We start from the raw sequence: 25,354 nt of genomic DNA, 5'->3' as shown, positions 1-25,354 counted from the left end.
GTCAGTCAGAACGAACACGAATGAGAAGGTTTCTAAGGGATTTAAGGAACTGGCTACTGATCTCCGGTTGACCCTCGTTATCGATTATCAAGAAATGTCGTTCGTTAAGTTCTATGAAATGCATTATGCGTGCCACTTTCTCCGCATCCTTCTTAGATTTGTTTTCGTGAAGCGATTCTATCAACCGGCCCAACTGGTTAACCATCTCATACAACATCTTCAGTTCTCCGTTAACCTTACCCTCCGAACTCACCCATTTTTTAAGGTACTTTAGATACGGGTCAATGAAGAACTTCTTACGAATATACAGACGGTAGTAGGTGCTGTTCAGTTCATCGCTCATCTTCTTTCTTATAGTATGTAACTTTCTGCGCTCTGCCCGAACATCGTGCACATCTACACCGCTACCCTTACCACTCAATTCCTCAAAAACCATATCAACCCCTCTGTTTTGTTATATTCTATAAAATTTCATGTCTTTATTTGGGGAATTTATTATGTATATTTTTGTTTATAAATCTTTGGTTTCCTGTAGAGCGGTCAGTCATCTATCGTTAACGATGAAAGCGTTTTAAAAGATTGATTGTTGATTTTTTGTCATGCCAACCAAACAGGAGCGGCTGATAAGAGAATTGTTGGATAAGGGGTATATAGACAACAGAATAGCGAAAGCTATGCGCAGGTTTCCGAGGGAACTGTTCGTCCCGGAAGGTTATAAGGAACACAGTTATGCGGATTACCCTTTACCCATAGGGTTGGGACAAACCATATCCGCACCGAGCATTGTGGGATTGATGTTGAGATTGGCGGACCTGGAGAACGGTCAGAACGTTCTGGAGATAGGTACGGGGAGCGGTTGGTTAACCGCCCTTGCTTCCGAACTGGTAGGTGATAAGGGACGGGTAGTCACGGTAGAACGGTTTCCATCGTTGTCGGAGAATGCGGAGGATAAACTGAAAAGGTTGGGTGTTAGAAATGTTATCTTCAGAATAGGTGACGGGAGTTGCGGATGGAAGGAGTTCGCACCTTACGACAGGATCATAGTGACTGCAGGGTTACCGAGACTGCCCGATGAAATGAAAGAGCAACTAACAGAGGAAGGAATCATCGTAGCACCGATAGGTGCCAAATATATGCAGGACCTCGTTGTATACAGACGTAAAGGTAACCGTATCGATTATGCTCTACCGGTCATGTTTGTGCCTGTGATAGGCAGATGCGGGTTCAAAGAACTGTGAAACCCCGCAAATCCTTCGCAAATCCTCGGGCTCGGTTTTTCGTGCTTCGTTTTTTCAACGGGTCAAAACCACTTTACCCTTTTTATCGATCACCAGGACTGTTTCGCCGGTTGCTGGAAATGTCTGGACAGATGCGCCCTCAAACCTGATCGTGTCACCTTCGTAGATCCCCCTTCCTTTGCTACCTTTTAAATACACGGGAAACGTGTTCCCGTACTGGTCTTCTACCTCCAAACGTATACGGTGCACTGTCCTTTTATTGAGTTTAAATGATTTATCTTCAACCAGCGTCACTTTAAGGTCGCCAGTGTATACGTTGCTCATACCGTCTTTGAGGTCTGCCAAAGATTTTATCTCCCGGTGCTTGAACTTGTGTTTGGCAATGTCAAACGCAGATTTAACCTTCAACTCCATCTCTTTGATCAGACGTTTCATCTCGCGTTTAACCATACTCGGAGATGTTTGAGGAAGACTGTAAACGGTCATCGCCTGACCGATCAGATAATCCATGACCGGGTCTTCTGATAGATTTTTGTTTCGTGAGGGGGACGGGTGAGGATGCACCTGCGGAGGGGTAACCGATTTCTTTGATGGTGAGATGGGAACGATCCGTTCGATCTGCGACATCACATCCAGATACTCTTTGTATTCTTCGGGCAACTGGTCCTCATCCTCTTCGACAAGTTCGAACAATGTCGGTTGACTTCTCCTGTCCGGAAGAGTTGATTTGTCTCCAACAGAGGGTTTCGGTTCCCCGGACTCTTTCTCAGAACCCTTCCCCTCAACACGGTCCGTACCTTTCTCCTGACCTGTGACGAACTTTCTTAACCTTTCCGCCTGCTCACGGTCCCCTGTCAGTTCCAGCACCGCTAACCTTTCAAACAGTTTCTCAAGAGACGGCATGACCATAGATTTAACCCGTTCAACCTCTTCCTTGCTAAGGTTTTGAAAATAGTAACTTTCGATTGCAGGCATGAGTTGTTCTTTAATCTTCTCGGCTCGTCTCTCGATCAGTTCACGGTCATGGTCTGTCTCGCCCTTTTCGTGAGCAAGGAGGTTGCTTAAAGAATATTTGTTATCTTCATCACCGTTAGACCTAAGTTTGAGTTCTTTAAGGGTCCGTACTGCAAACTCTTTAACTTTCTCGTCTTTATCGTAACTCAGTTCGAAGAGAGCAAATATCGATAACGGCGAATCGGGATATTTGGCAAGTTCTTTGGCGGCACGCAGTCTGACCTTCGGGTCTTCATCATAGGTGAGTTTAAACCATTTCTCAATATCGTTCGTTTCCATCCCCACACCCCCGTTCATACAACAAAAGAATAACAAAACATCCTGCGTTTTAAGGTCTTGCACAGTTTTAGTATATCTTCTCACCAACGTACACTTCCAACCCGTGAGAGGTTATACGGAAGGGTACAAGGTCCTCGATAAACCCTGTGCCTCGCATTTTTAGAATCTCTAACGCACGAACACGTTTCTCTTGACGTTGGATATAGTATAGGTTTATTATACCGTCGGATATAAACTGTTCAACGCCAAACCTTTGATTCTCTCTAGAATACCGCGGAAGTTCGTAAGTCATAAAAGTTGTACAGTTCATCCCGCTCAACAGGTTCAGGAACTCCCGGACCGTCTGCCTGTATTCTGTTACATTGTCAAAATTTATACGTAACACGTTCGCAGAATCGATTACAACCCGTCTTACCGAATGTTCCAGAATATACTTTTCTATCATGTCGGCAATGTTCACCAGGTCAAAGGTATCCGGTTTCGAGATAAACAGTTTACCTTCATTTATCAAGGTGTCGATATCGGTCCATTCAGAGAACGTGGCACGAAGATTGTTCAACAAAAACCTCGGTGCTTCAACTAACGAAACGAACAAACCCGGTTGATTGTAATCCTTGGCTCCGTGATACAGGTATTCAAAACTCAGTAAGGTCTTGCCCGTTCCCGGACCCCCGCAGACCGCCACGGTATGATTGGCTGGAATACCGCCATTTAACATCCTATCGAGCCCGGATATTCCAGTCGCGACCCTTTCCATCTGATCACCATCTTCCTATTCTGTTCCTTCTTCGTTTTTCTTCAATCTGTTGATATGTTTTAGAGCAACATCTTTACGGGCTATTAATCCTTTCTTACGTTCCTCAATATCTTTAAGGGCTTCATCCTTACTCATCTCTACAAGAAAAGTGCCCACATTTTTGTAGACGTTACCTTCGGCTTTCTTGACCTCTTCTGCAGCAATCTCTAACTCTTTGATCTGATAATCCAGTTGCTGAACCTGCGCCTCCAACAACTTAATCTGTTGTTCGCGTTCTGATTCGGTCATTCATAACCACCTCTTCAACATCGGCGATCGCGGACAGTATCCTAAGATAACTGTTGAGAACGGACCTCAGAGCCACCGGATCGCGCGCTATGATATTAATCACAATTACATTTTTAATTCTTTCAATACGCGTCTTTACACGATCAGTTTCTGTTTCTTCGGGTTTAAGGGTTTTGTAAATAACTCCTGCTTCAAGGGGTTCGCAGGTTATACGGACGGTTGTCTCCAACATTTTTACAGATCTCGTAACTTTCATAACTCACCACTTCCTCCACATCTACTGGTACGGTTTCATAGATATACGTATCGAATGACCGTACGCCTTTATACCCAGTACCTGAATATCATCTGACTTTCTCAAACGTATCTCAATATCCGCATCTTCGAACATCTTAAATACGCTATCTTCATAACCGAACAGAGTACTTGCTTCATTATCGCATCTGAAAAACACGATGTTATCGGTGCCTCCGCAACCGAACCCGTATTTATCTGTATGAAGATCGGGCGCGCGCGTGGCGCGCTCAATGCGCGCCCGCGCGCGCATCTCACTACGGATACGTATCCATTCACCAACATCATCCGGGTCGACACGGTCAACATAATACAAACCTATGTCGTCCCATCCTCCGATAACATCGATATCCGGTTTACCCTGTTCATCCGACCGCGGCGCACCATAGGAATAAACATCATGGACGGATATCAAAGAACTGAGACGTGGTTCTGCCGGCGGTATCCGAATGATTCTGAAAAGGAGTCTGTTGTTCTCTTTTGTTATGAACAGTATCCTGTCCATTCCCCTACGACGTGCGTCACGCACAACACGTTCAAAAGGTTTTACACCGCGTCTTCTGAACACCGAATACGGGATTACCGAACCGAGAAGACGACCCAACTCTATCATTCTTTTATCGGGATTACGCGATGTAGTGATGTAAAGCATGAGAATGTTTCAACCGTATCTGATTTAAATTACTTTCTCCGGACCGTTTAAACTCGGGAGATGTAAGGTACAAAAGGACGTAAGGAAATGAGGGATGAAATTCGGTAGATAGTCCGGCATAAAATTTAAGTCTCCAATGAGTTAATCGGATTTATACACAAGCGTACCTAGGATATCACTCCGTTGTACATCTTGCTCCTGTCTAACACCCTCCTACCTAACATCCAACTCAAGAGTGAACAAAAGAAGCGGAAAGAAGCGGGATTGCTGGTTTAATCGGTTGATATCTCACGGGCTACGGGTGCACGGACTTTATAGATAATTCTGTGACCGCAGTAAGGGCATCTGACAAAATGTTCATCCAGAGATTTTATCGTTCTACCACATTTCCCGCACACATACATTCAACATCACCATGCACAGTGCATGATCATACATAATCATTCAGCTTGCACAATCGTTCAGCCTTTATTTTGAACAGCGAGCGACGTCTTCCTTCGGATCTCTTCGCCCGGTGCGGTTGTGAACGTATAAGCACCTCCTGCGAACGTAGCACCGCACGACCTGCATTCCCATACCGAGAACGACACATTAACCACTGACCGTTTCTTACACACAGGACATTTATACACTGTCTTCTTTGACTCTTTAGCCTTGTTGAGTAATTTCCTGATCTTTCTACCTCCTCTCACATTCGGATGAACCATACCGACCACCGCGTTCGAATCGATCGGACAAAAAAACACAGTTTCCGCACAGATTTCGTTTTAGAATTTTCATTATTCTATTTTTCTATTTTTAATACTTTCCGTCAGATGTTTGCTATGGTTCATTGCCCGGTCGATGAGTTCGTCTATTTCCCCGATAGCGAACCTTGCGTTCCCAGACTTCTGAACAGCGACCACATGATCACCGTTCAGAATGCCGAAGGTTATCCTTCCGTTTGCACCCAACTCTTCCTCGCCGTTCGGATCAACGATGATAGTATCACCGACCCTGGCAAACGTCACATACGTAACATCACCGGACAGTTCCAGAGGTTTCATCTTATCCGGGTCACGAATCAGCGCTCCATCCTCATACACAGGAACCTTAGCATCACGTAACGCTGCCATAGCAGCCAATCCTGACGCATCCACAAGGTTTCCGTCGTAATCAAGCACGTATATATCTATGAACATACCCAACACTTTACCTTCTTCGATATAAAATTTTTTGAGGTCAAATATTTCAGAGGCGCGTATCCCTCTGTCAACGACCCTGGCGAGTTCTATAGCGTTTTCATCGGGCGGCCCCGGCTCGAACGTCGGCGAAGCCAACGGCAACAGTTCTGCAGAGGTTGACATTATCCCCTCATTCGGTCTATCAGGAAACGGTTCGGCCAGATCGAACTTAACAGCGGCCAACACTTGGGTATTCCCAAGGTGTACCAGAGCAGACCCTTCTGCGGATGTCACAACTCCTGTCTGCACACTTATCTTACGATACTCGTCAAAACCCCGACCGTCAATCCGTTTTCCTTTTATCGAAATCAAATCATAAACAGTAGCACGTGCCACTTCCTCCAACACATCCATACAGTTCACCTCTTTCCTTATTCACATACATTTACACGTTCACAAAACTCACATCTCCAACATGTAGGACAGGTTTTCTTCGATTTCCGACCCATAGACATCTTTCAATGCTTTAACCTGAAGCTCGTGGATCTTGTCGATCGCGTTTTTAGCCATTTCCACACCTTTCATCACTTCCTCCTTAGTAAGTATACCTTCCATCTGCATAAGGAGAATATCCTTGTTACGGTGTGTCATTGCGAGTGCCATGTCCGCACTACCCTTACTATCCTCGATATAATTCAGGTCGAGAACCATCTCGCCACCTACCTTACCGACAGCCACTGCGGCAACCATATCGCGCATCGGTAATCCGGCATCTGCAAGCGCTACTGAGGCGGCGGTCGTTGCAGCACACCGAGTACCGCCGTCGGCCTGAAGCACGTACACATACACTTCTATCATAGCGCGCGGAAATTTCTCGACCATAACAACGTGCTCCAACGCTTCCCGCATCACCTTGGATATCTCTATACTTCTCCTGTTGGGCCCGCTGCGTCCGTGTTCCTCAGGTGACGAAAACGGTGCCATAAGATACTGTGTCCGAATCACGGCTTTGAGCGGACTCGCAATATGATAAGGTAAACATTGTGTAGGTCCGAACACACCCGCTATCACTTTATTGTTACCCCATTCAACATAGGCAGAACCATCGGCACTGTTCAACACGTGAGCCTTGATCTTTAAGGGACGAAGTTCGTCAACACGTCTTCCATCTACGCGTTTTCCGTTCACCAACAATTCATCTATCTCTTCCATACGACCACCTTTCATTAATCTATAGTTCCGGCTCATGACTCATGAACCGAGCCATTCTATCCGTCAATCCTGGAATATGAGCCTCCTTAACTACTTTGCGTATGGCATCAACCGCTAAGGAGACCTTACCTTTTGGAGATATCCAGATCAACCCGTTCCTGCCAACGATTATCACACATCCCGTTTTCTCTTTAATCATGTTGATCATGGAATTGTTCCTCCCTATGATCCGAGGAACCTTAACAGGAGGCACTTCGATCAGTCTGCCCAACCCCAATTTACGTACATTGGTGAGAGTAATGTTCTTCACCTCATCGACGTTTGAAACATTTGCAACGATTATATCGCCTACATCAAACCTACTCCGTACCACGTCTCTGGCAGGTATGAATGCATCGTACGGTGTAGCCAGGTACACTCCGTAACCGTGTATTTTTACTTCACTGATCACGCCGACAACCAGATCATCTTTTTCCGGGAAATACGGTCCGTTCAACGGAATGATTCTACCGTTTCTGAACAATCCTACAACCGTTGAATAGGTTTTACCGTTCTCCACGTACGTGTAAAACGATTTAATCGGTTTATCCGCAATCTTTTCTCCAGGTACAACAACATCTGATCCCATATTCAACCCTCCAAGACTTAACAAGTTTTCGGTTGTGAGTATAAACCTTTACAGTATGATTCGAACGTAACGAAACACTATTCGATAATTCGTGTTTCAACGTGACCGTGAGTACGTTTGTTGATTACATCGTAAAACTCACCCTGAATACCTGCAGGTATCTCAACGATGACTATGAGTTCACCGCGCGAAGACCATTCCTCTTTTTTGATATTGTATTCTTTAAGTACGCCGTACATCTTCTGCGCATATTCGGGAGGTACCCTCACAGCTATCTTCAAACGTTTGAAGGTTATAGGCAACTCCGTCCGAAGTTTATTCACAACAACGTCCACCTGCGCCTCAGCAGGTTTGAACGGGTCCACGTGAACCTTAAGTTTCTTGATAGCGTTCTCAATGCGTAACCTCGGATGCGGCGCATTTGTCCTGGGGTCTATTGATTCTCTGACAATGATATCTATAATCTTGTTAAGTTTCTGTTCAGCCATCTTTTTCTTCTGTTCTGTGGTAAAAGGTACATCACCTCTGCTGAGAATCTCTTCGGCAATCTTGTACGGATCAGTTGTGTTAAACGTTTTCTTCAATGTTTCGGTATCGTGACGCTCTCCTTTTCTTGCATCGCGGAATATCTCGTCAACTACCAAAACTCTTCTAACGTCTTTGGATTCGCCCATACGGTATTTGAACGCTTCATCCGGATCAACGTATATTTCAAACCGTTCACCGTCCTTCTCAAGATGCGCTATCAATGCTCTGTCTAAACTGCCCATTGTATACCACCGAACAAGTCAGGTCGCAGAACTATACCTTTTTGATAAAACGTTCAACCTCTTTACCGGTAAGCATAACAAAATCTTTACCGTTTTCACCAGTATACGCAATTTCTACGGATTCGTGTGTCAACGCAGATTCCTCGCTCTTCTTTAAAGCCTTTACAGCAAGGAGGATCGCTTCATCACGGTCCATACCCTTCTTGTATTTCTTTTCCAGCAACTCTTCAGCTACCTTCTTACCCCTCCCGATTGCCGCTGCAGTATAACCTGTCAATGCACCGCTCGGTTCCACTTCGTAAAGCTCCGGCTCTTTATCAACACCTGCTATCAACAGAGATACACCGAACGGTCGAATTCCTCCGTACTGGGTATAAACCTGAAGAGTATCACTGACCTCCCGGGCTATCTTTATCACAGAGGGCGGTTCATCGTAAGTCATACGATGAGACGATGCGATAGACCGAGCATAATCGATGAGACGACGGGCATCTGCGATAAGACCGCTGGCAGTCGTATAAATATGGGTATCGATTTCAAAGATCTTCTTCATCGACTCAGGTACAACCAACGGTGATTGAATAATCTTATGCGAAACAAGAGCCACGCCATCCTTGTAGGTTATTCCGATTGCTGTAGCACCACGTTTTACAGCTTCCTTTGCGTATTCGACCTGAAACAACCGTCCGTCCGGGCTGAATACCGTAATCGCTCTATCGTACGCCTGTGGAGAAACAGGATACATAACATTCTCACCTCGCAAACATTTCCAGATTTTTTAAAGAACTGTTCAACACAGAACATAAACGTTCTGAGCAAAACTGAATTAGTTTAAAAAGGTTAACATTTAAATTCTTTTCTCTATCTGCAAGCCCTACTTTTTACTCAACGGAGAAGGTGTAAAACTACCGACCGGTTATGAGTTATGCGGATGTTGGGTTTTGTCTAACCAAGAACTTATTTAAACATTTGGAACCATAAATAGTAACATGTTACTACTGCCGAATGTCAGAACCGGTAAGAAAAAAGCGAGACGGTTCGAACGGTTTTATAACAATGCGTTCTATAAATGGTTTGCTGACGAATATAAGGACGTTCATCTGGATTTTGAAACGGTTTTGCATTCTGAACGTGTCTCCTGGCTCAGTGCTTTGATGATGGACCGTGTGATAGAAGAAAATTTAAAGAAGGGTAACAAACTGAATGAGAGGGATATCGTATTCTGGAGGAGCGTAACGCTGACGAGCGGATTGCTTCACGACATCGGAAAGGTAACGTTCCCGGAAAGAGTATTCCGATACTCCGAAACCCTTAGCAGTGAGGAATGGGATATAATTGTCCGTCATCCGTCTGTTGGCGCGAGCATAATCTTTGAAATCACACCTAAAGAGTGGAGGGATGAAGAGTACGTGCAAGAGGTTATCAGAGCAGTTCTCGCACATCATGAAAGATGGGACGGTTTTCTTTTCGACCCGAACAGAATCGAATTACGGGGCGGGTATCCATTGGGTCTGCGAGGTAACAGTATACCTGTTGTCGCACGCATTATCAAAGTAGTCGACTGTTACGACGCAGCCACGACCAGAAAAGATAGCGTGCGACCGGACGTGTCGTTAAAGTATATACTCGAACGAAGTGGTACCGAATATGATCCTGAGATTGTAGACATATTCAAAGATGTGTATTCGACAAAGATTCGGCCAGTGCTCAGAGATGTCATTTATCAGGATATATGGACATATCTGGCCTGAATATTAAAAGAAACTGAATATTAAAAGAAAAGTTGTTCCTATATCTCCAATATTCCAAGACCGCCGTCTACTTTTACAACTATACCGTCTTTTAGTATCTTAAACGGATCTTTCTCAAGATGGTCTATCAAAGGTATATCAGATATAATAGCGCCCACAGCCACGATAGTTTCGCATTCCTCATTGATTATAGCGACAGGTGCAACACCGTTCTTCTTCAATTGTAACATCACATAGGAACCGACTGTTGACCCCTTTCCCCTTGGAAAAACCAGGACCTTACCCGCAATAGAACATCCGAACTTCTCGTTTTCTTTGTCTATGATTTCTCCGGTCTCGGGATCCACACCTCCCAAAAAGGATATGGGGTCTTTGGTTATCAGCACCTCACCCCTACCAACACCTTTTGAGATACCTCTCCCTTTTATTATCATAATCTTCACCCTTCCAATAGTTCCTCTACCGAGCCGTATTTTATCTTTTGTTTATTGAAAGAAGGAAGGTATTTAGCGGCTTTGCCTGAATCTACTCCGGTCCTACGGATTCCTATCTCGTACAACGGTGCTACAACCATGCATGTGTCGGCAAACACCTTACCCCCGGCATCTTCAATCTTCTTAATCAATCCCTTTTCTCTTGCCTTTTCAAAGATTGCACGTGCAGTAAACACCCAAACCTTTTTCATTCTACCGTCTTCCATCAGACCGGCAATTTCCTCGATCTCTTCCAAAGATGCGTGTGGGCAACCTATCGTAATTACCTCTGGGTTATCTATACTGTTCATAGTTTCGATAGTTTCACTGATCATGTCCCCGTTGATCTCAACCGTCTCGTAATCCTCATCAAGTTTCCATTCCGGTGTCCCTCCCTTGACATAGTACAACGCCACGCTACCGGACGCAGCCATTGCCGCACCCAGATATTTCATCTTGATTTCGTCGGGTGTTTTCAATCCTTCAAACGCAGGAATTTTGCCTTTCACCATTTTACCGACCAGTGCTCCCAACGCACCGTACATGAAACGTGTCGAAACGTCTGCATTAACTTTGACCAGCACCGTAGCGGCCCGATTCTCATCGAGATGTAACCCGTATTCAGGCGTCCTACCTGTTATAGCGGCAGCGAGCGCGGAAGGTCCGCCTTCCCTGTTTGTCCGTGCACCAAGAACTGAATTGGCAAAAGATACCGCGTTGGATTCTGACCATGCGACGTGTTCGCCGAGTTTCGGCCTTATCCCGATATGATAGGGTGCGCAGGTGTAGGTGGGATTGATACCCATCGATTCGTAGGCATCCATCAATCTGATCTGTTTCTCTGCAAACTCTTCGGGAACACCCATCTCCCTCCATCTTATTCTGTCCATACCTGCAGGATTAATGAACGTCGGTACCCTGACCTTGGCACCCATCTCTGCGAACTCTTCGATAAATTCCAGCCCCGCATCACCCATTGTTTTGTAACTGACACCTGCCACCTGTACACTTTCTACACGTATCATCCTTTCTGCACCGTAAATCTTACCCAACGCAACCAGTATCTCCATCGCTTTCTGAACCGCAGGACCGAACTCTCCGTCGAGCATCTTTTCTTCTTCGTTATCAAGATACATGCCCTCTCCTCCGTAAACTCATAAATAAATGTCCGGATCGATATCCGCGTACCTGACCCTCTCAAATCTTTTCTTGGATGGATCGATCGGTTTAGTGCAATCCAGTCCCATCTTAGTAGTCATCCGCGTTACCGGGTCTGCGCTCGGGTCGAGAGATGACCCCTTGACATTCTCGAACAAGTAGAGGTCCTTATTTGCCTGGAATCGTGTAGCGATCGCCCATTCCACATCGTTCGGGTCGAATATGTCTATGTCATCGTCAACCACTACAACGTGTTTCATGCTCTTATGACCCTTGAATGCTGCTTCTATCGCGCGTTTACCGTCATCAGACCTCTTCTTCTCTATTGCAACCACTCCGTGCAACCATGAACATCCGCCAGGGGTTATGTTCACTCCTTTAACGGTTATTCCCGCTTCCTCGACGCTTTTCCATATCGTAGGTTCCCTCGGCATACCCATCAGTATCTTGTGCTCCGAACCACCCGGTAGTAGTACATGATGTAATGGGTCTTTCCGATGGTATATCTTTTCGATCCGGACAACCCGTTGTTTTCTAACGATATCCAATGTTCCGGTCAGGTCGATAAACGGACCTTCCTCATGCATCTCTCCGGTGATTTCACCGACATAAACGTACTCCGCATCGGCGGGAATCCTTATCCCGTAATCGATCTCGACAAGTTTGACCGGTGATAGGGAATTAGCGATACGCATCTCATCCACACCAAGTTCTACAGAAGTGGCAGCGGCCAAAAGAACGTTAATCGGTAATCCGACAGCAAACGCTATTTTAAGATTTTTACCGTTCTCTTCAGCACGTTCCATGAACGTATGAAGATGTCTGGGCAACATACGGATCACTACCTTATCCTCATCTATCACCATCATCCTATGAAAAGAGGCATTCTGACCGTACTCAGGATCCTTTGCAAACACTACCGCGGATGTTAGATAGGGGCCGCCGTCCATCCTTGTATGCAGAGGTATCGGTAATCCGCGAAGGTTAGGGGATTCTTCAATTTCCAGTACTGGTGCTTCGTTACGACCTACAACCTCGGGTTCGGAAGGGTTGTCTACGGCCTTCTTCAGACGTAATACCAATTCCTCTGGACGACATTCCAACGCGTCGGCAACAAGTTTCTTGCTTCCGTATACGTTGCAGATTACCCGTCTACCCGAATCCTTATCCTCTGCGATGATGGGTAACCCTTTCTTCTCAAGCGCTTTGAACACGCTTGCCATCTCAAGCTCCTTGGACACGGGTTTACTCAATCTTATTATTCTGTCTTCCTTCTCAAGACGTGCGATAAACTCTCTCAAAGATTTCATTGCGTATCTCCCTCCCATCTTATCCGGGATTTGTAATCCATCCCGGAGATAAACAAAACCTTATCAACTACGTAATCTATCAAATCATCTACGGTTTTCGGGTTATGATAGAAACCGGGTGATGCAGGCAGTATGATGCCGCCGGCAAGTGTTACCTTCCTCATGTTTTCTATGGCGATGTAAGATAACGGTGTTTCACGGACTACAAGGACCAGTTTTTTACGTTCTTTCAGACACACTTCTGCGGCACGGGTTATCAAGTTATCTGATATACCGTTCGCTATCTTACCGAGCGTTTTGATGCTGCATGGTGCCACGATCATAACATCTGGCGGATTACTACCCGATGCAACCGGTGCAGTAATATCGTCTTCGGAATAATCACTTTCAGGTAGTTCTACCCCTTCATATTCAGCAATCTTTTCGGCCGATGAACTGACAACCACCTTAACATCCAACCCGAATTTCTCGCTCAACGTATCCATTCGTTCGTACAACCGTTTCCCGTAGATAACACCTGATGCACCGGTAATACAAAGAAGTATCTTCATGCAGGTATATTTATCAAAACATCTATTTAAAATATCTTCGCATCACAATATCTTCCCGTAACCTGTGGCTGAATGAGGTAAGATGATCGTGTTTGTTAGATGATATTTCGTGAGGCTAATAATTTCGGTGGTGTAGACAATCATGGCATAAGGAAAGGTATGTTGTGTCAGCATTCGATCGACATATATTTTTAAATATTCTATTTCATTGTTGTTCCATGGATAAAAAATGCATGATGTTTATGTTTGTTATTTCATGTGGCTTAGTATTTTCGGAGGGGTATGTGCTCAGCCATCCGGACGTATTTGATGCAGAGTTTACAAAGGCAAATCCTAACCTCGCAACCGGGGATTTATACACATCCATTGACCTTATATCGATAGATAATAACATCGATTTAAGACACACTGTTACTCTAGAGTATTCCAGCCGTCTACTTCTTTCATCATTAACTGATTTTAATGCGGATGCAAAACCCCTAGAATATGCAACACCTTCAGAATACGGTGTGGGATGGTCCTACTCACCACCAAAGATAGAAGCAAGACCCAAAACAGGGTCTAATGATCTATATACATATGTACTTTCTTTAGGCCCTAATGTGAAGTATGAGCTTGTCAAGGTTAACGATACAGTCCTTAAAGAGGAGTATGGAGGTACCGTATACAGAACAAAAATATACTCTAATCTGATAGTAATTAAGAAAAAAGATACTTCTACAAACGAATCCTACTGGATTGTTAAAGATACATTAGGCAATATCTATTACTTTAACCATACAAGATATAGTTTAATTCCAACAACTACAAAAGCAACGCATAACAGCCTTCTTAGAAGCGGACCGGGTGGTGAGGACATACCAGTGTGCGATATTTCTACAGGAGTACCATTTTATCCTGTTCAATATTATTATTCCACCTATCCCTCTCAATGGGATGTTAGTAAAGTAGTAGACAAGTTTGGTAATTCTCTTTCGTTCAACTATGAAGATGAAACGACTACATTTAGATATGCCTATTGTGAATCAGGACTTATTATGATGATCAGAGGAAGCATACCTGATTGGGTTACGACTGAGTGTAGTAATTGCGATGACTCTACAGGGAGTAACTTTTGTCATAAGTATTTTAATGGCAGTAGTTGTGGTCTTGGTGCGGGTAGTATCGTTCCCGCGGATCATCCATGCCGAATAACTGATGAACTACACGCCTGCAAATATTGCTGGGCTCTACAACACCCTCTGGATCTAGTCCCCAGTAATAGTCATCCAGAATACACATGTAATGATATAACATATTACACAGTTAATTATACAAGTCTTACTAAATTAGTTAATATTAGTGATTCGTACGGAAACGCATTGGTATTCGAATACGAGGAACTTCCAGAAACATATTGTTATCATCCATATAATCAACACACTTCTTGTGTACGACTTGATAAGATTAAAAAATACGCTCCTTCTGGCCAATTAATTAAGGTAATAGATCTGAGATATTATAACATGAGCATTCAAGACATGAACATAACATTGAACATAGACAGTAGTACTGACAGATATTGGCGGGTAAAAGACGTTTCATTTTTAAGTAGTATATATATCTGTTCTGATGAAGATGCAACAGATTGTATCTTAATTAATAAGTATGAATACTATAATAAAAGTGATGACGAACATCTCGGACTGCTTAAAAGTATCACAAATATAAATGGTGGACAACAGATCTTTGAATACGAACCGAAAGGCAATATTTCAAAAGAGATATTAAGATTTAGAGACCTTTGGCTCTCATGTGACAGACCAGAAGATTATTTATATCTCATTTTTTCACCTTCTGGAACATTTAATTCATTTGGATGGAGAATAAAATCGGTGTCTCATTATGATCCTATTCGAAATAAAAATATAACAATCAGATATGAGTACTCTAACGGAACACTCTATTATTATGAGTTACCGAATGCATGGGTTTGGAGTGAAGATCATTTTGAGGAATATCCTGGTTCTATTAAACAATATGGTGATATATATTATGAAAAGGTTGAAACCATAACAGAAGATAATGGTAAAACAGTCGATTATTTCTTTACAGGTCCTCAAAATAATTCTGATTATCTAGGAGACCAGTTGAAAGGCAGAAAATACCGTTCTGAGATTTATTCTGCAGATGGTGAATTAGTGGCATATTCTGAGCAGACTTATAACGTCTCATACAAGTCGTTCGAGCCGACCATATACTCCATACTGATTACTGATTTAAGTTCAAATGTCAAAGGGATAGAAAACAGGATTAAAGCGTACTACAACCAATACAACCAATTGATTTATACTATCGAAGGGTCTGATGCATACGAGACCAAAAAAATTTCATATGTAAGATATTTACATGAAGATCCAAGTATGAGAACAGAAGTGATAAAAAATAATTTGTTGAGCTATGTGTCGATGACTGCGGTTGGAACTCAGGAATCTGATTATGAATCGTTCGTAGGAGGAGATTTTGACGGTTTAGAAACCGTAACAAAAATAGATTACATTAACATAGGTGAGGAAGGTAGTCTCGTATTGGTACCTTCAAATGTTAGCATCTACAATTTTGATAAAAAAAGGTTTGAAAACCAGTTATCTATAGAATATTACTCAAACGGTCTAATAAGGTCAGAAACATCAAAGAATATCACAGTAGAATATTATTATAATGACTCTACCAACCTCCTGACGAGGAAAAAAGTGCCGTTAGGTTTTGAGATATATGATTATGATGAAAAACTTAACTTGATTGGTGTTAAAAAATTCAACGGTGCAGTGTTACGTTATACCTATGACCGTTTTGGACGTCTCAACAGGTTATATCTCCCGGGAGATAGAGAACCCTCTTTCATTTATAAATATTATCTTTATGATGGCGAAACCCCCTCACACATAATTATTCGTCAACAAATGACTGGCACACAAGCTAAAACCCTTGTAATATACTATAATGGTTTTGGCCAAATCATCCAGAAGAGAACAAATAATCAAGATTGTGAATATGAAAGATGTGACAAAGTGTTATATATTAATTATGGTTATGATTCCGCGGGTTCATTGGTTAGGATAAGCAGTATCTTGTCAGCTCCTGAATCTAACATAACTTTTGATTTCCCAGAATCTGCATTATATTTAGAAAATGTTTACTCTAAAGACCCATTAAAATTTCTTGAAGAAAGTTATGATTATGATCACGGATTGATAAGTTCTATTAATCTACATGGAGATGGCGGAACTATAATAGTGCAGGAAACAGATGCTATGGGCTCTACTATTACTAAAGAATTCGACAGCTTGGGACGTTTAATGAGGGTCAGTGATCAGATAGGTAGGACCTTGCATTATGAGTATGATGGTCTTTCAAAGGTTCCAAAAATATACACCGATCCATTAGGAAGAAAAACTAAAACTACTTTTGACTATAAAGATCGTCCAATTCATACAAATGACCCTGATGCTGGTTATACCACAACTTATTACGACAATAAAGATAACATAATCTACACGTCACACAATAATTTTGTGATTAATTCAGGTTTTGAAATAAATGACACTTCCTATCTAATAGAAATGTATCCATTTGCAGGAGGATTAGAGATATATTATCAAGATTGTTATGATGGAAAAGGTTGTTTAAAACTCTCTGGACCACACAAAATTTATCAATTATATAAGTTGCCTGTTTCTGGTGGTGAGAACATAGTTTTTGGAGGTTATTTTAAAAAGGGTTCACGCATGCATTCATTTTGGATGGTTCTAAAGTTCTATGACGGTGAGGACAATCTAATCTCGTCATACTATTTACGTCCAAATCTAACAGAATCTTGGTCAAAATATGAGAGAAATATTACGGTTCCTGAATCTGCAGAATACGCCTATCTTTATTACTATAGTGCTGGCTACGGTGAAACGTACATAGACGATCTTTACATAGTACCTAATACCGGTTCTAAGTTATCATATGTTGATTTATATTACGAATACGACTGGATAAATCGTCTGACAAGCGTTAAAAACCGCTCAGGTTCTATCGTACTTGAGAACATCTATGATAGATGTCGTAACGGTGTTGGGCGGCTTTGTTCTAAACATTCAGTAAATGTCAAACAGAATTATAATTATGACAAAAAAGGTAGGATATCAGATTATTCGGTCACAATTACGCTCGATTCACCCGAGGATTCAGAGTCTTTGAGTGTGAAATATACCTATGACCATAACCTTCTTTCTGAAGAGAAAATCAATGGAAAGCCTATAAGATATATGTACAATAACCACGGTGAACTTACGCGTGTGTATCTTTCTGATTATAAAATTGCAGATTTTGATATAGACGATCGTGGTAGGGTTACAACAATAGAATACGGAAACAATGTTGAATCTCACTATCAGTATGACAACGACAACTTTATCACTCAGATAACTGTCAGGACTCCAGATACCACGTACTTTAGTAGACGCTACCATTACGACCCATTAGGAAATATAATTGCAATAAGTGAGCCGGTGCCAACCTCCAGTGTCGATCTGTCCGCAAGAAGATCTGAATGGAGGCCGATAGTTAGTTTTAATTACGATGCTGTTGGCAGATTAATAAGAGTAAATGATATTACTGCAGGATACTATGGTAATGTTACATATGAATATGATGATTTAGACAATCGTATCGTGGAGAATGGAGATTCGGTTCGATTAAGATATTATTTTGATTATCAGCTACCATCTCCATCAAATTCGGTACGCTTAAAGTATGTAATTGTAAGTTCTGGCGGGGAGATGAACACTATTAATTACTACCAATATGATAACATAGGCCGTTTGTTATCGAAATATACTTCTACATATAGGAAACATTTCCAGGGACGTGGTCCCAAGAAAAATAGTAAAGAAGATCGGTTCCGTGAACAACACAGTATCTTAGAATCGTCGGGTTTTGATAGTATTTTTTCGCCTAGAGTTCGTGATGTCTTTAAAGTTTATGAGATTTCGTATGACGGATTGGGTAGAGTTAAGAATATCAATGGAGCTTTTGGAAACGAAACTTATTATTATGATTCTAACTGGGATAGGGTTGCAAAGATAATAGAAGATGAAAATAACAGCAAGATAGTGGTGTATTATTTTAGGGATCCAGCCGGGAATATTGTATATGAAAGGACAAAGAAAAAAATAGAATCGTTGGCAGACATAGGAAAAAGGTATATTGACTTATACCCTGGTTGGAACATGATATCTTATGACGTCTATAAATCGCTACCAAAAGATTCATATATATGTGCATTTGGATATGACCCAGACACAAACAAATATTTTAAAATGGATGATTCTAGAGGGCCTAATAAAACTGACTGTGTATTCGTTTACATGAAAAAAAGCATGGACGTAGCCTTTGATACCGGTAAGACCACGTCTGATACTGGATTTAAATTGCCTCCTGGAAAGTTTGTTCTGATAGGGATAAGGAACTATGAACAGTTGATAAATCTTATTACCGCCAACAGTGATAAACAGATCCTGTTCTGGCACTACGAGCCAAAACTAAGAAGATATGTCTATGTGCCCATTAATGAAGTGGAACCCGGTAAAGGATATTTCATTATGTCAATTCCTATCGTCCCTATACATCATCATACACTGTCTTCAATCCCTTCAACTTCTCCAAGCACCGTTATAGAACAGGATTCACTATACATAGAGGGACATGACCGTATTCTTGCGCGTGCAGACTATAATACTTATTTTATCGGTCAACATAGGTTTGTTACTCATCCAAAGATTTACTATTATTATTCTGATTATCGCACTCCTAGGTTTATATTAGACAGAAACAGAAAAGTTGTTTGGTCTGCAGATTATGATGCCTTTGGTAATCCTGTTAATCTGAATATAGACATAAATGATACAGTCAACAATAGAAGAGAATTTGTTAATCATGAGCGTGACGATTCTGGACTGCAGTATTTTGGCATGAGATATTACGATTCAGAGATAGGTAGGTTTATCACGCCTGATCCGTTACCAAGCGGACTTAATAGGTATGTCTATGCGTATAACAATCCTATCGGGTTGGTTGACTACACAGGAAATCAACCAGAAGTACTAAGTGCGGATATGCCCCTGTATGTGGGCGAAGAGTTGGTTGTTTATGGAGAAGAGATGTACGGTGGGATGCCAGTTGGAGGAAATTATGGATATGCAAATCTGAATGACTATTACTATAAAGAATACCTTAACTTAAGAGAGAATCTCTTGAGAGATGTGGCAGAGTATAATAAAGACCAAATAAAAACGTTTAGTATTAATAACATTGAGATACTTAAGATAAACCTTCGCACATCCCAGTGGTCAGTTCCATTTTTAAGGGTGTGGAAATGGACACCCTCGGGAAAGATTCCATGGAACAAATTTGTGAACAAATTAAATAAGGAATTTAGAGGCTCAACAGCGCATCACCATCCTCCAAGCCATCCTGTACCTGTAGGTAGTGGAGCGGATATGCCCCATGGAAAAATAAAAAGAAGCTTCACCATGGACGGAGGTTCCCTCAAGCTATCCTTAAATCTGGAGGGAAATCTACAAAAGTGGTTACAGAAGAACTCTCCATCTTACGTAGATACGGGGATTTTCGCAACCAAAGATTTGATCTTGCAAAAAACAGAGTATGACCGTTATCGGTATACTCATGTGTCAGTAGATAAAAAAATTGGGATTGTATATGCAGGTATTCAGGCAAGGTTCTCTCTTCATGATTTTTGGATCCAAACGTCACCCACTAACAGAATCGTTTTTGGCTGTGAGTTTAATATTTTCAATGGCGGGTCATTTGGTGCGTCTATTGGAACAACTCTAGAAGGAGATAGGTACGTTAGAGGTTGGCTCAATATACCTATACCTTGGTAAGATCTTCAAGATCACTTCGAAGCGTCTTTGTGAATAAATATTTATGAGACTAATCCCCAGAGTAGAGAGTGGATTTGATGAGATTATTAAATCTTTTTGGTTAAGAGTAGTATGAGGAAATGACAAAGAGGTTACAGCTACTAGTGGGGTAGGGTAGAATAGATCTCTCTTACCACCTAGGAGTTATCCGCTGTTGTTTTGCTACCCTGTAAACAGAAAATTCCTCTCTATCCATCTCTCTAACTATCCTCCTGAGCTTCCTCTTGTTGGTTCCCACATACTTTCAGTTTCTTTAAGACGTTTCTTATCTTTTTCAACGAGAGGAAGTAATTTCGGAATAGTACAACCTTCGAAGCAAACATATAGATTTATAAATCTTGGTTTCAGTCTTAACATCATCGTTCCCAAGAGTTGGATCTGGTCACTAATAGCCACAGCATTGCCTCCCTACCAAGATCTTGACGTGATATACAGGATAGGTGAATCTAAATATGAAATTTGAGACGTATAAAAAGGGGTTTAGAATTACGAACAAAAAAAAGATACGATTTTTCAATCTGTTAGAGTTGGGCTTACTTAGTATAAATGATATAAGTGAAGTAAAAAAACCTGTAGAAATCAAGACAGACCAAGAACAACTGATGAAAGGTTTTGAAGAGTATATTAGTGAAAAGGGTAAGACAAGTGAGATACAGAAGAAATATTCATCCTTATCAAAACAAAAAAGAGATTATCTGCACAGCATATCAATTAGACAGACAATAAATTTCTTTACTTCGTTGAGAAGTGTTAAAGGCATGCCCAAACCTACCGAAGAATTGGTTCAGGAGGTATATAATAGGTATATGCATTATAATCTGTTATATGTCGAGATGGATACAACTGAAAAGAATGTTGAATTAGGTTATTCACTCACCAAACAACCTGACATAACTATCTCTAATTTATCAAGCATGTCATCTTCCTTTGAAAAGGAACTTGAAGATCCGTTAAAAAGTAAGTATGAAGCGGGCATAATTGTTTATGTTTTTGATAGAGATAAAAATAAATACGAGATTTTTGCTCCCATAAATACACACTTTTATGAAAAGATCAAAGCACTTACGGCTAAACTTACGAGCGAAGATACATCGTCCTATTTTACAAGGAAATTCGGTATTGCAGGGTATGAAACAAAAGAAGTAAAAGAATTTATGGATGCATTGGAGTCGGAGTTAGGAAAGAGGTTATTTCCATTGCGTTTAGAATTTGAGTTGTCATTAGTCAGGTTTAAGGTGGTCTCCGAAGGTGTAGATATGAATAAAATAAAGATGCTTTGGGAGAGTATGTCTCCTGAAGAAAAGAATAACGCGTCTTATGAGGCATGGATCGCAGTTGAGATAGTTAAGGATTTGGGTTTAGATGTCGACGAACAGGAAGTATTCAATCTTAATCTTATATCTATTCTTTCCTACAAGGCACTATACGAAAGCACCATCAAAACAGTCCCAAAACCAAGACAGTGAAAATATTCTTTTTAAACGAGAGAATAAGCAATTTCGGAAAGTCATTTTCGATTTTCAAAATGCTTTTAAAAACTTCCATCTCCAAAAAAAGCATGGAAACGGTAATCGTAAAGTTGGGCGGAAGCGTAATAACCGATAAAAACAGGTACAAACAACCGAACAGAAGAATGATATCCTACCTGGCCAGAGTCATATCCGAATTTTACGGGAAGAAAAAGATGATACTGGTCCACGGTGCAGGTTCGTACGGTCATATGCCGGTTGTCAAGTACGGCATCGATAAAGGGGTCAAAACGGACAAGCATAGGTTGGGGTTTGCGGAGACGCATCGGTCAGTATCCGAACTGTCCAACATAGTGACCTCAGAACTGATTAGAAGGAAGGTGCCTGCCATTTCGATCCCGCCACTCGTAATCTTCAGACTGCGTAACAACAGGATAACGAAATGTTTCGACGAACCGTTGATACGGATTTTGAAAGAAGGTTATCTACCCGTTCTTTACGGTGATATGGTCATAGATACAAGGTTGGGCGGTTCTGTGTTGTCTGGGGATCAGATAACAACTTACCTGGCTAAAACCATGAAAGCAAAAAAAGCAATATTCGTATCCGACGTCAGAGGAGTGTTAGACGGTCAAAACAAGGTTATACCGGTCATACATCGAGGGAATATCAAAGAGTTGAAAAGATACATTAAAGATTCTGGAAACATAGATGTAACCGGTGGCATGCTGGGTAAAGTGACCGAGATTTTAAGGTCTGGTGTACACGCAGTAATAACCGATCCCAGAGGATTGCGGAACGCTCTCGAAGGAAAGGAAAAGGTAGGAACGACGATCCTACCGTCTCGATAAAAATTTACTTTTCCTTTAGAACTCCTTATTCCTCAATCTTCAGATTCGTTCCCGGACTGAACGGATAGATTGGCACTTGTGTTTACCAAACTTAATACTGCACGCGCTTCTTTTACATTGCATGTTGTCTCGCCGCCTACAATCTCCACGGAAACGTTCTGAACAGTCACCGTGTACGAACCCATCACAAACGTGTATCCCGGATAGACGGTCGCTGTCCGATTATCATCCCCTAGAACAACCGTGATGTTCGCAGTTATGTTGGGTCCAACGCTGCAGTTGCCTACCGTACAGTTCCCGACAATTGAATAATTCACTCCGTCCACTCTTATCATCAAATCGTCCACGTTCCCCTCATCACCTTCATCGATACTGATTGTTTGAGTGGTTGGCACCTGTATCCTTAACCTCGCTTTAACGTTGGATAGTTCGCATATCGTTCTCCCGCTCTTCTCTACCGGTGAAACATCGTAAACGATATCTTCCAATGTGAAAAGTGTACCTCCGAACCCGTGGGTATCACCGTAATCCAGATACAGAGTGGTTCCGTTAATTTCAAGTGTGGCAGAATCCTTCTCCACCTCGCACCGTGCGGGACTGCTGATATGAACAGTTGCAGATTCTTCATCAACAGAACATCTGTCATCATCCTGTTCCACGGAAACGTCTATCTCGGGCACTTCAACAAAAAGGTCTCCATAGGGCGTGGACAACGTCTTGTTAGAACCCTCATCCAATGACACCGAGTAATCTTCACCGTGCCAAGTAATACGAAGGCTCGCACGTTTGTTAGCAACATCACATTTCTTAGTTATCAGAGTTATCTGAAGGGTCACCGTCTCGTCAGACACAGTGCATGAACCCGCAACCGAATCGCTCACATCTTCAGTGATCGACAGAACCTTGACCTTTTCACCGGTAATAAAGGAGTATTCCTCACCATAACCGAGTGTAACAGTCTCCGTGGAAAGGTCTGGGAACAGCAGTTCGAGTTCTACTTCGCGGTCGGACACGGGACATTCTGAAGCGTACACAACAGACCTGATGCGAACACTCTTGTTAGATACTACACAAGTCTCGTTTTCGCAGGAGGTTGTTTCGTCTATGCTTTGAACCGTCAACACCACGCGATCGCTAGCGTTTATGGAATCACCTTCGCCAACAACATAAGTGTCGTAAGACCGTGACCCTTCTGGATAGACCCTGAGTTCCACAGATTCGTTGGTTATCGAACACCCTTCGGAACAGTTCGTCACATCTACGTGTATCTCCATCACAGAGACGCTGGTTCCGTCGGAAAGTTCGAAGGAATCACCCTCTTCATACTCGTCCACTTCGGTCTCGTGATCCGGTGTGCCGACGGTCTGCGTAATATTAATTATTCGCACCGCGTAATCACCTGGCAGTGAGACCTGCTGACCTTCCCCACGTGTCACATTAACTACTGTTGTAGAATCCGTAACGATGTTTTCAGTTACGCTCCTAAGATAAACCTCAAGGTCCGAAGAATAGCTCACCCTATCTCCCTCATCCATAGTTCTCGTAAGGTCTGTCGGTGGGAAGTATTCTGCATGTATCCCTATATCCTTTAGAGATAACTCTCTACCATCGTCCAAGAGATAATGTTCTCCTTTGGACAGGGTTTTGATATGACTGTCATAAACCGGAACAGTAACGGTGAACACAACCTTCTTTGACCCAACAGACCACGGCGTTTCTTCTTTTTCGACAATCTCTTGAATATCTGAAAGCGTTAACGTAGAACCGTCCGGCAATGTCATACTGTCGCCGACGGTCATCCATCTTCTTATAGAAGTATTTCCAAACACAACTGTAATCTTAGCACGTTCGTCAGTAACATTGCACGTTCCATCAACATACTCTGTCTTAACCTTTATATCTTCTACGGTCACATTCCAGTTCCCTAAAACAGCACTCGAACCTTCCTCAAGTGCAACTGTCAGGTTCGCGGAACTCTGATTGCTGGAAACCGCTTCTTCCGATTCGTTCCTTGTGCAACCGGTCAGAAACAGGACCAAAGGAACTAGCAAAAGACCAACTATTAACAATCTTCTGTTCATACCATCACCTTCTGATCACGTTTGGAAACGCTTCCGAACTTTTGATGTTTTAGTCCGATGTTTTTAAAAACTGTCACATTATTAAACTTTTCTATCATACCACTGGAAAACCACTGAATTTTACTTCTATCGTATGGAAACTGCCTTTGTGAACAATATAATTCTTTGTAAAATAATCCACAGAGTTATGGAATGTGGAAAAAAGGAAGTGTAAGGTAGTTGGTTATCTTGAAGGAGACGAACGGTTGGGCATAGTTATGGTATTTATTCAAGAAGCACACGGTAAACAAACACCTGCGATAGATATAAAAAGGATAAATGCATAATATTTATTGTTGTTACTTGATGGAAGGTGTGTTCTATGAATGATACCGAACTCATCAAGAAACATCTCGAACATAAAAAGAGACATCCTTTTGCACATAAGTTAATCAAACATATAAT

23 protein-coding genes are annotated in these 25,354 nt (G+C 42.1%); 5 read left to right on the top strand and 18 right to left on the bottom strand.

Going from position 1 to position 25,354, the window contains the following annotated elements; genetic code table 11:
* Position 1: 1 nt before the first annotated feature.
* Positions 2–436: a hypothetical protein gene (locus J7K41_01800; protein ID MCD6549425.1), complete on the bottom strand. Its 435-nt coding sequence runs from the start codon at positions 434–436 to the stop codon at positions 2–4.
* A 163-nt stretch (positions 437–599) separates the two neighbouring features.
* Between J7K41_01800 and J7K41_01795 the strand changes: the two genes are divergently transcribed.
* Entirely contained in the window at positions 600–1,238 is a 639-nt protein-coding gene (locus J7K41_01795) for a protein-L-isoaspartate(D-aspartate) O-methyltransferase (protein ID MCD6549424.1), read from the top strand.
* Positions 1,239–1,292: 54 nt separating this feature from the next.
* On the opposite strand, the gene J7K41_01790 is transcribed toward J7K41_01795, so the two are convergent.
* The 12 genes from J7K41_01790 to psmA all read right to left on the bottom strand — a co-directional run bounded on the left by J7K41_01790 (position 1,293) and on the right by psmA (position 9,040).
* The gene (locus tag J7K41_01790) at positions 1,293–2,531 is read right to left on the bottom strand and encodes a HEAT repeat domain-containing protein (GenBank protein MCD6549423.1); all 1,239 of its coding nucleotides are present in this window, start codon (positions 2,529–2,531) and stop codon (positions 1,293–1,295) included.
* A 67-nt stretch (positions 2,532–2,598) separates the two neighbouring features.
* On the bottom strand, positions 2,599–3,288 hold the full coding sequence (locus J7K41_01785; protein MCD6549422.1) for a hypothetical protein: 690 nt from the start codon (positions 3,286–3,288) through the stop codon (positions 2,599–2,601).
* Positions 3,289–3,303: 15 nt separating this feature from the next.
* Positions 3,304–3,576 carry a prefoldin subunit gene (locus J7K41_01780; protein MCD6549421.1) on the bottom strand — a complete coding sequence of 91 codons (273 nt, stop codon included), beginning with the start codon at positions 3,574–3,576 and terminating at the stop codon, positions 3,304–3,306.
* On the bottom strand, positions 3,545–3,832 hold the full coding sequence (locus J7K41_01775) for a hypothetical protein (GenBank protein ID MCD6549420.1): 288 nt from the start codon (positions 3,830–3,832) through the stop codon (positions 3,545–3,547). Before J7K41_01775 ends, J7K41_01780 begins: the two co-directional genes overlap by 32 nt.
* Positions 3,833–3,853: 21 nt before the next feature.
* Positions 3,854–4,522, bottom strand: a complete 669-nt coding sequence (locus tag J7K41_01770; GenBank protein ID MCD6549419.1) for a hypothetical protein — start codon at positions 4,520–4,522, stop codon at positions 3,854–3,856.
* A gap of 272 nt (positions 4,523–4,794) precedes the next feature.
* Positions 4,795–4,926: a DNA-directed RNA polymerase subunit P gene (locus tag J7K41_01765; GenBank protein MCD6549418.1), complete on the bottom strand. Its 132-nt coding sequence runs from the start codon at positions 4,924–4,926 to the stop codon at positions 4,795–4,797.
* A gap of 57 nt (positions 4,927–4,983) precedes the next feature.
* Positions 4,984–5,229, bottom strand: a complete 246-nt coding sequence (gene rpl37ae / locus J7K41_01760; GenBank protein MCD6549417.1) for a 50S ribosomal protein L37ae — start codon at positions 5,227–5,229, stop codon at positions 4,984–4,986.
* 72 nt (positions 5,230–5,301) lie between these two features.
* Positions 5,302–6,099 carry an exosome complex protein Rrp42 gene (locus J7K41_01755; protein MCD6549416.1) on the bottom strand — a complete coding sequence of 266 codons (798 nt, stop codon included), beginning with the start codon at positions 6,097–6,099 and terminating at the stop codon, positions 5,302–5,304.
* A 48-nt stretch (positions 6,100–6,147) separates the two neighbouring features.
* Positions 6,148–6,912, bottom strand: coding sequence for an exosome complex exonuclease Rrp41 (locus J7K41_01750; GenBank protein MCD6549415.1), 765 nt, complete (start codon positions 6,910–6,912; stop codon positions 6,148–6,150).
* 4 nt (positions 6,913–6,916) lie between these two features.
* Positions 6,917–7,525: an RNA-binding protein gene (locus J7K41_01745; GenBank protein MCD6549414.1), complete on the bottom strand. Its 609-nt coding sequence runs from the start codon at positions 7,523–7,525 to the stop codon at positions 6,917–6,919.
* 77 nt (positions 7,526–7,602) lie between these two features.
* On the bottom strand, positions 7,603–8,295 hold the full coding sequence (locus J7K41_01740; protein MCD6549413.1) for a ribosome assembly factor SBDS: 693 nt from the start codon (positions 8,293–8,295) through the stop codon (positions 7,603–7,605).
* Positions 8,296–8,326: 31 nt separating this feature from the next.
* Positions 8,327–9,040: an archaeal proteasome endopeptidase complex subunit alpha gene (gene psmA / locus J7K41_01735; GenBank protein ID MCD6549412.1), complete on the bottom strand. Its 714-nt coding sequence runs from the start codon at positions 9,038–9,040 to the stop codon at positions 8,327–8,329.
* Positions 9,041–9,284: 244 nt separating this feature from the next.
* Here psmA and J7K41_01730 point away from each other — a divergent pair, with 244 nt between their 5' ends.
* Complete coding sequence (locus J7K41_01730; protein MCD6549411.1) at positions 9,285–10,046, top strand: HD domain-containing protein; 762 nt, start codon at positions 9,285–9,287, stop codon at positions 10,044–10,046.
* 38 nt (positions 10,047–10,084) lie between these two features.
* On the opposite strand, the gene J7K41_01725 is transcribed toward J7K41_01730, so the two are convergent.
* From J7K41_01725 to J7K41_01710, 4 genes are read right to left on the bottom strand one after another with little or no spacing between them, the layout of a single operon-like run.
* A complete protein-coding gene (locus tag J7K41_01725; protein ID MCD6549410.1) occupies positions 10,085–10,480 on the bottom strand; it encodes a DUF126 domain-containing protein in 396 nt (131 codons plus the stop codon).
* A 5-nt stretch (positions 10,481–10,485) separates the two neighbouring features.
* Positions 10,486–11,655: an aconitase X catalytic domain-containing protein gene (locus J7K41_01720; protein ID MCD6549409.1), complete on the bottom strand. Its 1,170-nt coding sequence runs from the start codon at positions 11,653–11,655 to the stop codon at positions 10,486–10,488.
* 18 nt (positions 11,656–11,673) lie between these two features.
* Positions 11,674–12,987, bottom strand: a complete 1,314-nt coding sequence (locus tag J7K41_01715; GenBank protein ID MCD6549408.1) for a UbiD family decarboxylase — start codon at positions 12,985–12,987, stop codon at positions 11,674–11,676.
* A complete protein-coding gene (locus tag J7K41_01710; protein MCD6549407.1) occupies positions 12,984–13,538 on the bottom strand; it encodes a UbiX family flavin prenyltransferase in 555 nt (184 codons plus the stop codon). The genes J7K41_01715 and J7K41_01710 overlap by 4 nt, the downstream gene beginning before the upstream one ends.
* A 218-nt stretch (positions 13,539–13,756) precedes the next feature.
* Between J7K41_01710 and J7K41_01705 the strand changes: the two genes are divergently transcribed.
* From J7K41_01705 to J7K41_01695, 3 genes are all read left to right on the top strand, one after another.
* A complete protein-coding gene (locus tag J7K41_01705; protein ID MCD6549406.1) occupies positions 13,757–20,470 on the top strand; it encodes a hypothetical protein in 6,714 nt (2,237 codons plus the stop codon).
* A gap of 491 nt (positions 20,471–20,961) precedes the next feature.
* Complete coding sequence (locus J7K41_01700; protein MCD6549405.1) at positions 20,962–21,975, top strand: hypothetical protein; 1,014 nt, start codon at positions 20,962–20,964, stop codon at positions 21,973–21,975.
* A 92-nt stretch (positions 21,976–22,067) separates the two neighbouring features.
* Positions 22,068–22,829, top strand: a complete 762-nt coding sequence (locus tag J7K41_01695; protein ID MCD6549404.1) for an isopentenyl phosphate kinase family protein — start codon at positions 22,068–22,070, stop codon at positions 22,827–22,829.
* 32 nt (positions 22,830–22,861) lie between these two features.
* Here the strand turns inward: J7K41_01695 and J7K41_01690 are convergent, their stop codons facing one another.
* Positions 22,862–24,910: a hypothetical protein gene (locus J7K41_01690; GenBank protein ID MCD6549403.1), complete on the bottom strand. Its 2,049-nt coding sequence runs from the start codon at positions 24,908–24,910 to the stop codon at positions 22,862–22,864.
* Positions 24,911–25,354 lie beyond the last annotated feature (444 nt).

It is taken from the genome of Candidatus Micrarchaeota archaeon, from assembly GCA_021163225.1.
Lineage (GTDB): Archaea > Micrarchaeota > Micrarchaeia > Anstonellales > JAGGXE01 > JAGGXE01.
The sequence above is the reverse complement of the archived record's forward strand: the minus strand, read 5'-3'. Positions and strand labels throughout refer to the sequence as shown.

Bases quoted from the DNA above. Each gene is read 5' to 3' on its own strand.
- J7K41_01800 (MCD6549425.1), bottom strand. From the start codon at position 436: ATGGTTTTTGAGGAATTGAGTGGTAAGGGTAGCGGTGTAGATGTGCAC.
- J7K41_01795 (MCD6549424.1), top strand. From the start codon at position 600: ATGCCAACCAAACAGGAGCGGCTGATAAGAGAATTGTTGGATAAGGGG.
- J7K41_01790 (MCD6549423.1), bottom strand. From the start codon at position 2,531: ATGGAAACGAACGATATTGAGAAATGGTTTAAACTCACCTATGATGAA.
- J7K41_01785 (MCD6549422.1), bottom strand. From the start codon at position 3,288: ATGGAAAGGGTCGCGACTGGAATATCCGGGCTCGATAGGATGTTAAAT.
- J7K41_01780 (MCD6549421.1), bottom strand. From the start codon at position 3,576: ATGACCGAATCAGAACGCGAACAACAGATTAAGTTGTTGGAGGCGCAG.
- J7K41_01775 (MCD6549420.1), bottom strand. From the start codon at position 3,832: ATGAAAGTTACGAGATCTGTAAAAATGTTGGAGACAACCGTCCGTATA.
- J7K41_01770 (MCD6549419.1), bottom strand. From the start codon at position 4,522: ATGCTTTACATCACTACATCGCGTAATCCCGATAAAAGAATGATAGAG.
- J7K41_01765 (MCD6549418.1), bottom strand. From the start codon at position 4,926: ATGTATGTGTGCGGGAAATGTGGTAGAACGATAAAATCTCTGGATGAA.
- rpl37ae (MCD6549417.1), bottom strand. From the start codon at position 5,229: ATGGTTCATCCGAATGTGAGAGGAGGTAGAAAGATCAGGAAATTACTC.
- J7K41_01755 (MCD6549416.1), bottom strand. From the start codon at position 6,099: ATGGATGTGTTGGAGGAAGTGGCACGTGCTACTGTTTATGATTTGATT.
- J7K41_01750 (MCD6549415.1), bottom strand. From the start codon at position 6,912: ATGAAAGGTGGTCGTATGGAAGAGATAGATGAATTGTTGGTGAACGGA.
- J7K41_01745 (MCD6549414.1), bottom strand. From the start codon at position 7,525: ATGGGATCAGATGTTGTTGTACCTGGAGAAAAGATTGCGGATAAACCG.
- J7K41_01740 (MCD6549413.1), bottom strand. From the start codon at position 8,295: ATGGGCAGTTTAGACAGAGCATTGATAGCGCATCTTGAGAAGGACGGT.
- psmA (MCD6549412.1), bottom strand. From the start codon at position 9,040: ATGTATCCTGTTTCTCCACAGGCGTACGATAGAGCGATTACGGTATTC.
- J7K41_01730 (MCD6549411.1), top strand. From the start codon at position 9,285: ATGTTACTACTGCCGAATGTCAGAACCGGTAAGAAAAAAGCGAGACGG.
- J7K41_01725 (MCD6549410.1), bottom strand. From the start codon at position 10,480: ATGATAATAAAAGGGAGAGGTATCTCAAAAGGTGTTGGTAGGGGTGAG.
- J7K41_01720 (MCD6549409.1), bottom strand. From the start codon at position 11,655: ATGTATCTTGATAACGAAGAAGAAAAGATGCTCGACGGAGAGTTCGGT.
- J7K41_01715 (MCD6549408.1), bottom strand. From the start codon at position 12,987: ATGAAATCTTTGAGAGAGTTTATCGCACGTCTTGAGAAGGAAGACAGA.
- J7K41_01710 (MCD6549407.1), bottom strand. From the start codon at position 13,538: ATGAAGATACTTCTTTGTATTACCGGTGCATCAGGTGTTATCTACGGG.
- J7K41_01705 (MCD6549406.1), top strand. From the start codon at position 13,757: ATGGATAAAAAATGCATGATGTTTATGTTTGTTATTTCATGTGGCTTA.
- J7K41_01700 (MCD6549405.1), top strand. From the start codon at position 20,962: ATGAAATTTGAGACGTATAAAAAGGGGTTTAGAATTACGAACAAAAAA.
- J7K41_01695 (MCD6549404.1), top strand. From the start codon at position 22,068: ATGGAAACGGTAATCGTAAAGTTGGGCGGAAGCGTAATAACCGATAAA.
- J7K41_01690 (MCD6549403.1), bottom strand. From the start codon at position 24,910: ATGAACAGAAGATTGTTAATAGTTGGTCTTTTGCTAGTTCCTTTGGTC.